This is a genomic window from Paraburkholderia sp. 31.1, from assembly GCF_014397645.1.
GTDB classification, from domain to species: Bacteria; Pseudomonadota; Gammaproteobacteria; order Burkholderiales; family Burkholderiaceae; genus Paraburkholderia; species Paraburkholderia tuberum.
In genome coordinates, this window is the sequence record NZ_VZQN01000036.1 from 34,873 (window position 1) to 47,311 (window position 12,439).

General features: G+C 62.5%; 10 protein-coding genes, 1 tRNA gene and 1 pseudogene. 5 read left to right on the forward strand and 7 right to left on the reverse strand.

Features of this window, described 5'->3' with window-relative positions; all coding sequences use genetic code 11:
* The first annotated feature begins 318 nt into the window (after nucleotides 1–318).
* The 3 genes from F6X37_RS25585 (at nucleotide 319) to F6X37_RS37125 (ending at nucleotide 2,157) form a co-directional block, all read left to right on the forward strand.
* On the forward strand, nucleotides 319–675 hold the full coding sequence (locus F6X37_RS25585) for a hypothetical protein (RefSeq protein WP_090801418.1): 357 nt from the start codon (nucleotides 319–321) through the stop codon (nucleotides 673–675).
* Nucleotides 676–801: 126 nt separating this feature from the next.
* Complete coding sequence (locus F6X37_RS25590; RefSeq protein WP_187613221.1) at nucleotides 802–1,773, forward strand: Tim44 domain-containing protein; 972 nt, start codon at nucleotides 802–804, stop codon at nucleotides 1,771–1,773.
* 120 nt (nucleotides 1,774–1,893) lie between these two features.
* The gene (locus F6X37_RS37125; protein WP_410451429.1) at nucleotides 1,894–2,157 is read left to right on the forward strand and encodes a hypothetical protein; all 264 of its coding nucleotides are present in this window, start codon (nucleotides 1,894–1,896) and stop codon (nucleotides 2,155–2,157) included.
* A 1,083-nt stretch (nucleotides 2,158–3,240) separates the two neighbouring features.
* Here the strand turns inward: F6X37_RS37125 and F6X37_RS25595 are convergent.
* On the reverse strand, nucleotides 3,241–5,355 hold the full coding sequence (locus F6X37_RS25595) for an acyltransferase family protein (protein WP_187613222.1): 2,115 nt from the start codon (nucleotides 5,353–5,355) through the stop codon (nucleotides 3,241–3,243).
* Nucleotides 5,352–5,696: pseudogene (locus tag F6X37_RS25600) on the reverse strand (IS3 family transposase); the annotation flags it as partial. The pseudogene F6X37_RS25600 and the gene F6X37_RS25595, both read right to left, overlap by 4 nt.
* A gap of 189 nt (nucleotides 5,697–5,885) precedes the next feature.
* Here F6X37_RS25600 and F6X37_RS25605 point away from each other — a divergent pair.
* Nucleotides 5,886–6,503: a hypothetical protein gene (locus F6X37_RS25605; protein ID WP_187613223.1), complete on the forward strand. Its 618-nt coding sequence runs from the start codon at nucleotides 5,886–5,888 to the stop codon at nucleotides 6,501–6,503.
* A gap of 23 nt (nucleotides 6,504–6,526) precedes the next feature.
* Here F6X37_RS25605 and F6X37_RS25610 read toward each other — a convergent pair.
* The 5 genes from F6X37_RS25610 to pepN form a co-directional block, all read right to left on the reverse strand.
* Nucleotides 6,527–6,602 (reverse strand) — tRNA-Thr (locus tag F6X37_RS25610).
* A gap of 73 nt (nucleotides 6,603–6,675) precedes the next feature.
* Nucleotides 6,676–7,692, reverse strand: a complete 1,017-nt coding sequence (locus F6X37_RS25615; protein ID WP_184053084.1) for a class 1 fructose-bisphosphatase — start codon at nucleotides 7,690–7,692, stop codon at nucleotides 6,676–6,678.
* An 85-nt stretch (nucleotides 7,693–7,777) separates the two neighbouring features.
* Nucleotides 7,778–8,230, reverse strand: coding sequence for a HigA family addiction module antitoxin (locus tag F6X37_RS25620; protein ID WP_090801406.1), 453 nt, complete (start codon nucleotides 8,228–8,230; stop codon nucleotides 7,778–7,780).
* 16 nt (nucleotides 8,231–8,246) lie between these two features.
* Nucleotides 8,247–8,528, reverse strand: a complete 282-nt coding sequence (locus F6X37_RS25625; protein ID WP_090801404.1) for a type II toxin-antitoxin system RelE/ParE family toxin — start codon at nucleotides 8,526–8,528, stop codon at nucleotides 8,247–8,249.
* Nucleotides 8,529–8,724: 196 nt separating this feature from the next.
* A complete protein-coding gene (pepN, locus tag F6X37_RS25630) occupies nucleotides 8,725–11,421 on the reverse strand; it encodes an aminopeptidase N (RefSeq protein ID WP_187613224.1) in 2,697 nt (898 codons plus the stop codon).
* A 322-nt stretch (nucleotides 11,422–11,743) separates the two neighbouring features.
* On the opposite strand from pepN, the gene F6X37_RS25635 reads away from it, so the two are divergent.
* Nucleotides 11,744–12,439 (forward strand): DUF4136 domain-containing protein, encoded by a 696-nt coding sequence (locus F6X37_RS25635; RefSeq protein ID WP_187613225.1) that lies wholly within the window; start codon nucleotides 11,744–11,746, stop codon nucleotides 12,437–12,439.

Genomic DNA, 12,439 nt, shown 5'->3' on the forward strand with positions numbered 1-12,439 from the left:
GTCGCCGCTTCATCGTCTGCAACCGGGCCTGCATTCAGCCGCGCAGACCGGCATTCCATCCCCTTCCAGTATTAGCGTTTCATTGCATTTTTGCGCCGGCGCGAATTCGTCATTCGCTCCGGCGTTTCGTCGTTTGTAATTGCTTTCCGCCCACTGGGGGTGACGTTGCAGACGCGACAAGTATCTATTGGGTGAAAGGTGATTGTAATGGCGCGTTAAACCGATAAACTGGCTTCAACGACTAAGCACTCAGGCTTCCGCCCCGGCGGTCGTTGTTTCGCTAACCCGTCTTTTCTTTCTGTTTCTGATGGAGGTCTCATGCAAGTCCTGTTCAAGTCCTGCGACATTGAAGCTGCACGCTTGCGCAGCTTTGCGCGCCAACGCACCCAGTTTGTGTTCCGCCGGATGGCCTGGCTGGTTTCCCGGGCCACCGTCAATCTCTCCGACGTCAACGGCCCGCGCCGCGGACTCGATAAGCGTTGCCAGGTGCAGGTGCAGGTGCCCGGTGCGAATCCGGTCGTGGTGACGTCGATTGCGAAAGACTGGCGCGGCGCCCTCGATCTCGCGCTTGCCCGCGCCGTTTCTTCGATCGTCCGCAGGCGCCAGGCGCGCGTCGCGAGGCGCCGCGCGAGTCAACGCGAGTGCACCTGGAGCGCTGAGCCTGATGCCGTCTAAGCAAGCCATGCTTGCACGGCTACGGTGGCATCGTACGAGCGGTATTGTTCGCTATTTGCGGTTCGCGATGGAAAGACGCGTTCGGGCGACCTTCGCGAGTTTCTGTCCTACACGAAAGAGATTCTTATGTATTCGCACACAATCAATCAGTTGCGACGCCTTGCGAGTGTCGTGACGCGTGGTACAGCTGTCCTGGCCATGGCGCTAGTGCTCGTCGCGGGCACTGTCGCCTCCAACCATGCCGAAGCGAAGCGTATTGGCGGTGGTAGTAGTGTCGGCCGCCAGTCGCAGACGGTGTCGCCGTCCGGGCAAGGCCAACGGAGCCAGCAAGCTCAACCGGCGCAGCAGGCCGCGCCGGCGGCCGCTGCCGCGAAGCCAGCCAACCGCTGGATGGGCCCGCTCGCCGGCCTGGCCGCAGGACTCGGCATTGCCGCGCTGATGTCGTCGTTGGGGCTGGGTGAAGGGCTGGCCCAGATGCTGTCGAGCGTAGTGGTGATCGGCCTCGTGATTGTCGCCGGCATCATGCTGTTCCGCTTCCTTGCCAACCGGCGCCGTCCGGATCTCGCTTATGGGCACGACGCGGCGAACGGGCAGCGCATGAACGGCTCCTTGCTCATGAATCAGAGCGGGCAGGCGGCGCCTGAGACGAATTTCGGTGCCTGGCCGCGCACAGCGATGAATTCCGCCGCAGCGGCACAAACAACGACAGTGCCGGGGCTGCCTGTCGGGCTCGATCAGGCGGTCTTGCTGGCATCGGCCAGGACCTTGTTCCTGCGTCTGCAACGCGCCTGGGACCAGAACGAACAAGGCGACCTTTTCGAGCTGACAACCCCGGAAATGTTCGCGGTGATCAAGCGGGACCTGGAAGATCGGGGCAACCAGCCGAGCCATACGGAAATCACGCAGCTGGACGTGGAATTGTTGAGCACGGAACACAATGGCAGCGAAACACTGGTTAGCCTTCGCTTTCACGGCCAGATGCGGGAAGACGAGGACGCGCAGACGGCGCAACCGTTTGAGGAGGTCTGGAACATCGTGGGCCACGAGCATGGCGACCCGGCCTGGCGACTGGCGGGGATACAGCAGATTGGCCGTTAGCATCGAGCGCGGTCGGAACCGGCAGCGGCTCGCTGCCGGTTAGCCCACAAGCGCTATTGCGCGACTCGCAAACGGCAAAAAGACCAAAATCCGACGTCACACAAATCCGGGACTCATTTTATGCGCCGAGACTACTTTTCTCTTTACCTGGCCACTGTCACGATGACATGCTTGCTAAGCGCTTGCGCGGCCTCGCCGCCCAGCAGCCCGTCACCCGTTGTCGGTGCAGATCGCGATGCACATGGTTGTATTGGTTCGGCTGGGTATTCCTGGTGTGAATCCACGCACCAATGCGAACGTCCTTGGGAACTCGCCAGGCAGAGGGGTTTCGCGCTCTCCGCAGAACAGTTTGCTCACTACTGCACGACTGGATCAGCCGATTGATCAATGACTTCAATGCGCGGACGCGTCAACGATGGCCTCGGGCGAGCAGCGTGCATGCTCGATGGAATCGGCTTGGCCCCACTTGTCGGCACTGGCAGATTTCCTGATTATGCCGGCAGGAGGCTGTGTCGCATCCCCATCTCAAGGCGGCCATTCGGCCGACGGACAAGCAAACGGCAGGGCAGGGTCGCTATGCAGAGGTTTACATAGCGACCCACAACGGCCTGTTATCTTGATCCGAAACGGACGCTCACGCTGGCCGGATTTTCGCTTTCCAGAAATACCTTGCAACCGGTGAGGTTGAACCGGTTCGCCGCAGCCTCGGCTCCCCTTGCCAAGGGCGTTGCCGGTATAAATCACTGCACAACGCGGGCTGCGAATCGTGGCTTGATGAGTTGGCGCTTGCCGAACACATGGCACGCGAATGTTGCGCCGATTCCGACGCTTCGTTGGAGGAAACGCGTTGGGACCACTCGTGCGCCTGATCGGGCGACTTAGACAGCGTCAAGCAGCACGGCCGGTCGGCCAACTTGATTGGCGCCGTCCACGACTATTTTGTCATCGGTTCATCCCCACGCACGCACGTGGAGACCATGTTGTTCGCATACGAGGCCGCGCTAATGCCGTACGGTTCATCCCCACGCACGTGGGGACCACACCAAGGACACAACGGCAAGGGTAGCGACAAGGTCTGACCGGCAGCGGGCGAACTCGAGCTACAACCTGGTGACGTGACAACGTACACCGAGTCCCGAATGGAGTCCTGCTGCGCGGTTATTATCCGGGCCCGGGCATGCAACGACACCGCCCAGCAAGGCCGTTTATCGGTGCGCAGCCTGTCTCGCCGCTGGATGCCGAATCGTGTCCCTGACGACCTGGGGAATGTTACCGATGAACGGATGAACCGGGAGGGCCTTCTCACAGGTTATCCACCGCGACACCCGCCCGGGCCAGAGAAGGGCCGCGGGTGCCGCGGTGGATAACCCTGCGCCCCTCGTTGCGGTGGATACCCAAGCTCGCACAGCCGGTACTCGATCTTCGGACTAACTACCTCGCCAGCCATCGCCGGAACTCTTCCCCGCATCAGCTCGCGGACCCCGCTTCCATAAGCTTGCCGACGAGCTGCTTAAAGCTTGGCAACAGAAGCCTGTTCGCATAGCCGCTGAGGTGATCGCCATCGAAGACGAGCGGCCGGCCGTCGGCGGTGTGCGTTGAGCAGACCGAATCTGGGCACAGTGGTGGCAACGGGTCCCATACGCTAACTTCGGGGACCGCCTGCACGATGTGCGCATAGGATTCGAGCACCGGCGCCCGCAAGGCTTCCAGATCCGCACGGGCGATGCGGTCGCCGCCGGAACAGATGGGATTGTCGCGATTGAACCAGTCCGAACATCGGAACGGCTGGCTCCGAAACTCGGGTGTCGGCCCCTCCAGGATGACCTTCGCCCCTTTGGCTGCCAGTTTCTGCAAGATTGGAATGGCCTCTCGCACGCCGTCTACCCGGCTTTGCACGGCCTCTGGACCAAACATGTAGCCCCAGGCGCTCGAGTCGTCGAAGCGGGCCCACTCGTCGGAGAAACGTGGCAGCCGCAGCGAAGGCAGGAAGACCACGTCACCGGGCCTGACCTGCGCCTCGATTTGAGCGATTGCCGCATCCGTCCCCGCCGCACAGCTCGCCACCTCATCTTGTTTGCGCGGCAGCAAAGCAATGAACGGACAGCCTCCATTGTTGTACGCGAAGACCTTCACGCCAGTATCCCGGGCGAATTCGCGCAACATCCTGTTGTAGGCCATCGCGTGCGAATCGCCGATCACGTACAGGCGCCCGCGATAGGTCGCCGGAAGCGAACATCCCGCACGTGAATATGTCCATACGGGCCCCCCGTTGAGCTTCGTCCTATTCCACGTGTCCAGACATCCGTCATTGCTGGGCTCAAGGGGGCGGCTCGGATACCAGTCGTCGGCACGTTGTGACACCACGCTCAGCGACAGATTCAGTTTCAGTTGGGCTGCCTGAATGCCGACCCACAACAGCGCTCCGCACGTCAACGTAGCTAAGCCCGCACCTACGAGAGCGGGACGCCGCATGCCTTTCAGGACCGCCGAGCGCCGCACAGGATTCTCGACGTAGTACCAGGACGCTGTCGCCAGCGCGAAGCTCAGTACGGCCGCAAGCACGCGCCAGACAGGCGCATCGATCCCCGTCGTCCACCGCAGCAGCACGATCACAGGCCAGTGCCAGAGATAAAGCGAATATGAGATCTTGCCGACGAAAGTCACCGCTGGTGAAATGAGCAGCCTGTGCAGCCAATCCCGCGGCGCTCTTCCGTGCAGCGCGTACAGTACGCCAAGCGTGCCGGCAACCGGCAGCAGCGCTCCCGGAAAAGGAAGCTGCTCCGGGCGCAAGACCTTGAAACCGGCCGCAAGCAGCACCAGCGAACCAACGAGCAACGCCATCGAACCCAGCGTCCCATTGCGGTCGATCACGCCGAGCGGGCGCTTCGCGAGCGCGAGGAACTGGTATAGCAGGATACCGGATGCCAATTCCCAGAAGCGCCCTGGAATCAGGTAAAAGTTTAGCCCCTCATTTCGCCTCGAAAGCCACCATGCGCTCAACACGGACAGAGCGAGCCCGCCGGCGAACAGAACAACGCAAAGCGTCTTTCTCGGACGTTTGCTCACCCACATGAAGAAAAGCAACGGAAAGATCAGATAAAACTGCTCTTCTACCCCAAGCGACCAGGTATGCAGGTACGGGTTGAATTCGGCGCGTGGCGAAAAATAGTCATCGCCGATGAACGCGAGCACCACATTGCTCAACCCAAAGAAAGCAAAGAAGCCGGTGTATTTGTTGGTATCGCTCAGCCACGCGTTTGGAATGAACAGTGCTGAAAACAAGCCGGTCACCAGCAGGCACACCACGAGCGCTGGCACGATCCGCTGCACTCGACGCGAATAGAAATAGAACACGAAGCGCGAAAACTGCATCGATTCGAGGTTTCCAACGGATGCGCTGACAACAAACCCGGAAACCACGAAAAAGATGTCGACCCCTGCAAGCCCGCCGGGTAACCACTGCGCGTACAGGTGATAAACGATGACCGACAACACTGCGACCGCACGCAAACCGTCGATGTATGCCGCGTGCGCAGGACGGGCGAGTTGCGGCGCAGTAGTAGCGTTATGGCGTGGATTCATGGCATGAGAGTTAATGAGGCCGGTCGGAATCCGTGGACGCCAACGGGTTTAGCAGCGATCTTGTTCAAGTAGAAACGCTGCGTGAAAACCGCGGGAGACAGATAGTCAAGCTGCGCTTGTGTCCGCTGCCGGTTATAAAGGATCTCGATGTATTCCGTGATCTCTTGCTGCGCCCGCTGCCGACTGGCGAACCGCCGACGATAGGCCAACTCGCTCTTCAGCGTTCCCCAAAATGATTCGATCGATGCGTTGTCAAAGCAGTTTCCTCGTCTGCTCATTGAGGCTTGCATGCCGAACTGGCTGACAAGATTCTGGTAAGCATGCGCGCAATATTGGCTGCCGCCCGCCGCAGGGTTGCCGGAACGTCTGCTCGCGCGGGGTTCAGACCTGCTCCGCTGATTCCGCGGCGATCATTGCATATTTCATCTCGATAAATAACCAGAAAAAGCCAAGGTGCCGTTGCCCTTTCTCTCGTTTGCTTTTACGGACGATTGTGACGTAAAAAGTTTAGGGAAATGTATAGGCCCGCGATGTATTTCGTGCGCTCCCCCACAGAAGCGATAAGAAATGTCGACTTCATCGTCGAGGAACTTCATCGGCGCGAACCGGAGGATCCATCGCGCATCGGTGCGACGCGCGTTGCCCTGCGGAACCAGCGTAACAATCCGCTTGCCTTCGCTGGCGGGCTGGACCAGAAGCTCGGCGCCATGGACCGCGCGAGCGGCGTTTCGGACCACCTCGTGCGGGCGACTTGTCTGCTGCACCGCAAGCCGGACACCTCGTCACGTTCTGGCAGGCGTGGAACCGGCTGCACGCCGCCATCGGCCACAAGTTCCACGATCTCTACAGGGCCGTGTCGCAGGCTCGACGATGAGGACAGCGCTGACTGCCAGCGTGAAACACGCAACGGCCCGATCAATACCGACCCAGACTCCGACGGCGAATGCAAGCATGACACCGAGCGTCGAAACGAAGCGCAAGCGGAAGGTCCCTTCGCGCACGAACGTCGCCCCACCGGCGTGGCTCGCCAGTTTGTCCAGCTGCGCGATCGCGTCCTTTGGACAGAGGGTTGGTGTCGTCGCGCTGACGGGAAATGCCTACACCATGCCTACATGGAGCCCGAAAAGCAAAAAGCCCAGTCGCAATGACTGGGCTAAGTGCTTGAATCTGTTGGTGCCGGAAAGAGGAATCGAACCCCCGACCTTCGCATTACGAATGCGCTGCTCTACCGTCTGAGCTATTCCGGCATCAGGAGAAACGAAATTATAGGGACTACTTTAGTGCCTTGGCAAGCCCTTGAGGCATTTTTTTCTTTCGAGATCACTTCTTCGCTTCGAGGTGATAGCGGGTCACGCGATCGACCTCGTTCTTCGAGCCGAGGAACACCGCGACGCGCTCGTGCAGGCTCTTCGGCTGGACGTCGAGAATGCGCTTCTCGCCGTTGGTTGCGGCGCCGCCCGCCTGCTCGACGATGAACGCCATCGGATTCGCTTCGTACATCAGACGCAGCTTGCCCGGCTTGTCCGGCGTGCGCTTGTCGGCCGGGTACATGAAGATGCCGCCGCGATTCAGGATGCGATGCACGTCGGAGACCATCGACGCGATCCAGCGCATGTTGAAGTCGGCCTGACGCGAGCCGTCCTTACCCGCCTTCAGCTCGCCGATGTATTGCTGAACCGGCGGATACCAGTGGCGTTCGTTCGACGCGTTGATCGCGTACTCGCGCGTTTCGACGGGAATCCGCATGTCGCTTTGCGTGAGCACCCACGAGCCGAGCTCGCGGTCGAGCGTGAAGCAGTTCACGCCGTTACCGGTGGTCAGCACGAGCACCGTTTGCGGGCCGTACACCGCATAGCCCGCGGCGACCTGCTGCGTGCCCGGCTGCAGGAATGATTGCTCGGTGGCCTGATGGCCGTCCGGGCAGCGCAGCACCGAGAAGATCGTACCGATCGACACGTTCACGTCGATGTTCGACGAGCCGTCGAGCGGATCGAACACAAGCAGATATTCGCCCTTCGGATAGTTGGCCGGAATCGGGAAGAATTGTTCCATCTCCTCGGAGGCCATGCCCGCGAGGTTGCCGCCCCATTCGTTCGCCTCGAGCAGAATTTCGTTCGAGAGGATGTCGAGCTTCTTCTGCACTTCGCCCTGGACGTTTTCGCTGCCCGCCGAGCCGAGCGCATCGCCGAGCGCGCCCTTGCTGACGTGGTAGCTGATCGCCTTGCACGCGCGCGCGACGACTTCGATCAGCAGGCGCAGGTCGGCGGGCAGGTTGTTGGTTTCGCGCTGCTGCTCGATCAGATACTTCGTGAGAGTGGTACGACGTTGCAAAGACATTGCTGTACTCCGGAAGGCTAGAAGAATGATGGGATTTTAACCGCTCGTTTGTGTCGGCTTCGTGCTTTTGGTCGCACGGCCGGCTTCAGGTCTTGCGGCGCGCCTTGGCCGAGACGGTGCCGCTGACGCTGGCCGCGAGGGCCGCGGCCCGGGCGTGTCCGGCCGGCACGCGGGGCAGTTTCGGGCGCTCGGCGCGCGGCATCGGTTCGATTTCCCGTTCGATCTGCTCGCCGGCGGCGGCGGTGGCGACGCGCAGGTCGTAGGCGATTTGCAGATTGAGCCAGAACTGCGCGCTGGCGCCGAAGTAGCGCTCGAGCCGCAGCGCGGTATCGGCGGAGATTGCGCGGCGGCCGCGCACGACGTCGTTGATGCGCGGCGCCGGCACCCGCAGCGCGAGCGCGAGCGCGTTGACGGACATGCCGAGCGGCTCGAGGAACTCGCTGCGCAGAATTTCGCCCGGATGGATCTCGGCAATGGCCGCGCCCGTATCGATGTCGGAGAAATCGATGCTGTTGAGCGCGGAGCGTTTGATGACCATGTCGGTCTCCCAGTAGTCAGTGATAGTCGATGATCTCGACATTCAGCGCGTCCTCGCCGACGAAGTGAAAACAGATGCGCCACTGCGCATTGATGCGGATGCTCCATTGCCCGCTGCGCTGGCCTTGCAAGGCTTCGAGCCGGTTTCCGGGCGGCGCGTGCAAATTCGAGACGGAGCTCGCGGCGTCGATCATCAGCAACTTGCGATGCGCTAGCGCCTGGATCGAGCGTGGCAACGAATGCACGAACCTGCCCTGGAAAATTCTTGCGGTGGCCTTGTCTGCGAATGTCGTGATCATCGAATCGTATAACGTACCGCGTTAAATGTAAACCATCAAACCTGTACGTATACTTTCTGCCCGGCGAGGTCCGATGAACAGTCGGCCAAACGGCTAACGGCGCCACGCGAGCGCGTGAACGCAGCTGAAAACAGCGCGAAAAAAAGCCGGCAACGCGTGCCGGCTTTCCGATGTGACTCGGGAACTCAGAGAGGCATCACGCCAACGCCTTCTCGACGATCTCGCGCACGTCGCGCGACTTGACCTGTGCGGCCACTTTCTCGAGCGCCGCGCGCATGCTGTCGCGCAGCGCCGGCGTGAAGCGTCGCCACAGTTCGAGCGAGCGCGCGAGGCGCGCGGCCACCTGCGGATTGAGCGCGTCGAGCGCGATCACCTGCTCGGCCCAGAATGCGTAGCCGGAGCCATCTGCCGCGTGGAACTGCGCGGGGTTGGCCGCGCAGAAGCTGAAAATCAGCGAACGCGCCCGGTTCGGGTTCTTCAGGTTGAAGGCCGGATGCGTCATCAGCTTGCGCACCGTATCGATCACCGGATGTCGTGCGCCGCCGCGCTGGGTGGCCTGCAACGCGAACCATTTGTCGATGACGAGCGGCTCCTTCTCGAAGCGTCGGTAGAAGTCGTCGAGCGCGTGCTGCGCCTCGGGGCTGCCGCCTTGCGGCGCGGCCGCGTTGAGCAGCGCCGACAGCGCGGCCGCGCGGTCGGTCATGTTGTTCGCGGTTTCATATTGCGCGGCCGCGACACGCACGGCGTCCGCGGAGTCGTCGAGTTCGGTCAGATACGACAGCGCCAGATTCTTCAGCGCGCGATGACCGGCGGCCTCGGGCGTCGTTTCATAGGCGCCCGGCGTGCGATGCTGCTCGTAGACCTTCAGCCAGTCGTCACGCAGCGCATTCGCGAGGCGCTTGCGCACGAACTGCCGTGCCGCGTGCACCGCAGCCGGATTCGATTCGGCCATCTGCTCGGCCAGATACGCTTCGGACGGCAGCATCAGTGCGAGCTCGCGGAACGCCGGCGACAGCGTCTCGTCGGTCAAAACGCGCGCGAACGCGGCGACCACCGAGTCGTCGATCTGCAGCGCCGCGCCCGTGGCCGTGCGCGCGGCCAGCGCGAGCAACTCGCGCGTGGCAAGCCGCTGGCCGGCTTCCCAGCGGTTGAACGGATCGCTGTCGTGCGCGAGCAGGAACGCGAGCTGTTCGCCCGTGTAGTCGTATTCGACGATCACCGGCGCCGAGAAATTGCGCAGCAGCGACGGCAGCGGTTCCTGCCCGACGTTGACGAACGTGAAGGTCTGCTCGGTCTGCGTGAATTCGAGCACGCGCGTGGTCGACTCCGACGCCTTCGGCTCGCCGTCGAGCTGCAGCGGCAGATCGCGGCCGTCCTTGCCGATCAGACCGATCGCGAACGGAATCAGCAGCGGCCCCTTCTGCGTTTCGCGCGCGGCCGGCACGGCATCGCCGTAGCCCTGGCGCAGTGTCACGCTGTAGCGCTGCTGCGCGGCGTCGTAGCGCGTGCGCACCGACACGCGCGGCGTGCCGGCCTGGCTATACCAGCGCTCGAACTGCGCGAGGTCGCGGCCGTTCGCGTCGGCGAGCGCGTGACGGAAGTCGTCGCAGGTCACGGCCTGGCCGTCGTGACGCTTGAAGTACAGGTCCATGCCGTTGCGAAAGCCGTCGCGGCCGAACAGCGTCTGATACATCCGCACGACTTCCGAGCCTTTCTCGTAGACGGTCATCGTGTAGAAGTTGTTGATCTCGACGTAGCTTTCCGGGCGCACCGGATGCGCCATCGGGCCCGCGTCCTCGGCGAACTGCATCTGGCGCAGCACCCGCACGTCCTCGATGCGCTTGGTCGCGCGCGCGGCTTCGTCGGTGGCGCCGCCCGCCATGTCGGCCGAGAACTCCTGGTCGCGGAACACCGTCAGGCCTTCCTTCAGGCTCAGCTGGAACCAGTCGCGGCAGGTCACGCGATTGCCGGTCCAGTTGTGGAAGTACTCGTGGCCGACCACCGCCTCGATGTTCGAGAAGTCGGTGTCGGTGGCCGTTTCGGGGTTCGCGAGCACGTACTTCGTGTTGAAGATGTTGAGCCCCTTGTTCTCCATCGCGCCCATGTTGAAGTCGCTGACCGCGACGATCATGAAGCGGTCCAGATCGAGCTCGAGCCCGAAGCGCTGTTCGTCCCAGCGGATCGAGTGGATCAGCGAATCCATCGCGTGACGGGTCTTGTCGAGATCGTGCGGCTCGACCCACACCTGCAGCAGCTTTTCCTTGCCTGAGCCGGTCTTCACGCGTTCTTCGAGCGCGACGAGCTTGCCCGCGACGAGCGCGAACAGATAGCTCGGCTTCCTGAACGGGTCTTCCCAGCGCGCGAAATGGCGGCCGTCGGGCAACTCGCCTTGTTCCAGAAGATTGCCGTTCGAGAGCAGCACGGGATAGTCGGCCTTGCTCGCGCGCAGCGTGACCGTGAAGCTCGCCATCACGTCGGGGCGGTCGAGGAAATAGGTGATGCGGCGAAAGCCTTCGGCCTCGCACTGCGTGAAGAAGTTGCCGCTCGACACATACAGCCCCGACAGCGTGGTGTTTTCCGCGGGATTGCAGATGCTGGTGAGGGTCAGCTCGAAGCTGTCCGGCACCTGGTCGAGCAGCAGGCCGTGCTCGTGGGGGTGCGCGTTCGGGAATGGCTTGCCGTCGATCGCGGCGCTGACGAACTCCAGTTGCTCGCCCATCAGTTCGAGATGCGCGGCGCGCGACGCATCCGGGTTGCGGCGAACACGCATCGTGTTCCTGACGACCGTGCGTTCGGGGATCAGATCGAACTCCAGCGCGACGGTGTCGATCAGGAAGGCGGGCGGCGCGTAATCGGCGCGGCGGATCAGATTGGGCGTTGCGGTATCGGCCATGGCGTTCTGTGGTGGTGTACTCGAGCGGTCGGGCGCGCAAACGGCGCGCGAGCCGGGCTTGGTCGACTCATTGTACAAAGCCTCGGGCAATCGTGCGGAAGGGAAGGGGGCCGAGTCTCGGCGCCGGGTAGCGCTGCCGCTTTCGACGGACAGGGAAGAACCATTTACCGGCTGGCGAGGTCAGCGTATTATCGGGCGCCGCGCGTGGCGGAGCGCCGGCATCGTCCGCCGCGCAGCGGATCGCGCGACGGAATAATCTCGACTGAAGCAGAGTTTTAATTGAAGCAGAATAGATGCAATCAGAGGCATCACGAGGCAGACCATGAACATCGATCGATGGACCCGCCGCGTCGCGCTGCTGTTCGTCGCGCTGACGGCGCTGCTGTCCGGCTGTACGACCTACGTGACCACGCAGGTCACGGCGTTCTCGGACTGGAGCGGAAGCGACGCGACGCGCACCTATGCGTTCACGCGGCACGAGGATCAGAAGAACAATCTCGAACTGAGCGCGTACGAGCGGATCGTCGCGAACGAGCTCGCCTTGCACGCGTTCCGCGAAGTCTCGCACGACGACGCGCGCTATCTGGTCGAGCTCGCCTATGGCATCCGCTCGGACATCGTGACCGTCGCGCAGCCGGTCTACTACAACCCGTGGCCCGGTCCTTACTGGGGCCGGCCGTTCGATATGTGGGGACCGTGGGGGCCTTTCCCGGCGACGTACGTGAACCAGAGCTATCCGGTGTTCACGCATCTGCTCGGCATCCGGATCACCGAGCGCGCGAGCGGCCGGGAGGTCTACAACGTCACGGCGCGCAATGTCGGCGAGGAGTCGTCGCTGGTGCGGGCAATGCCATATCTGGCGCGTAGCGCGCTGGCTGATTTCCCGCTGGCCAACGGCGCGGTGCGCACCGTGAAGATTCCGCTCGGCGGCGGTGGCGGCGCGGACGCCAACGAAGTGTCGCTGCCGGCGGCCACGCCCCCCGCGGGCGCGGCGTCGGCGCCGAAGGCCGCGCAATAG

What these genes read in the sequence shown, in the direction of transcription:
- F6X37_RS25585 (WP_090801418.1), top strand. Translation starts at nt 319, where the DNA reads ATGCAAGTCCTGTTCAAGTCCTGCGACATTGAAGCTGCACGCTTGCGC.
- F6X37_RS25590 (WP_187613221.1), top strand. Translation starts at nt 802, where the DNA reads ATGTATTCGCACACAATCAATCAGTTGCGACGCCTTGCGAGTGTCGTG.
- F6X37_RS37125 (WP_410451429.1), top strand. Translation starts at nt 1,894, where the DNA reads ATGCGCCGAGACTACTTTTCTCTTTACCTGGCCACTGTCACGATGACA.
- F6X37_RS25595 (WP_187613222.1), bottom strand. Translation starts at nt 5,355, where the DNA reads ATGAATCCACGCCATAACGCTACTACTGCGCCGCAACTCGCCCGTCCT.
- F6X37_RS25605 (WP_187613223.1), top strand. Translation starts at nt 5,886, where the DNA reads ATGTATTTCGTGCGCTCCCCCACAGAAGCGATAAGAAATGTCGACTTC.
- F6X37_RS25615 (WP_184053084.1), bottom strand. Translation starts at nt 7,692, where the DNA reads ATGTCTTTGCAACGTCGTACCACTCTCACGAAGTATCTGATCGAGCAG.
- F6X37_RS25620 (WP_090801406.1), bottom strand. Translation starts at nt 8,230, where the DNA reads ATGGTCATCAAACGCTCCGCGCTCAACAGCATCGATTTCTCCGACATC.
- F6X37_RS25625 (WP_090801404.1), bottom strand. Translation starts at nt 8,528, where the DNA reads ATGATCACGACATTCGCAGACAAGGCCACCGCAAGAATTTTCCAGGGC.
- pepN (WP_187613224.1), bottom strand. Translation starts at nt 11,421, where the DNA reads ATGGCCGATACCGCAACGCCCAATCTGATCCGCCGCGCCGATTACGCG.
- F6X37_RS25635 (WP_187613225.1), top strand. Translation starts at nt 11,744, where the DNA reads ATGAACATCGATCGATGGACCCGCCGCGTCGCGCTGCTGTTCGTCGCG.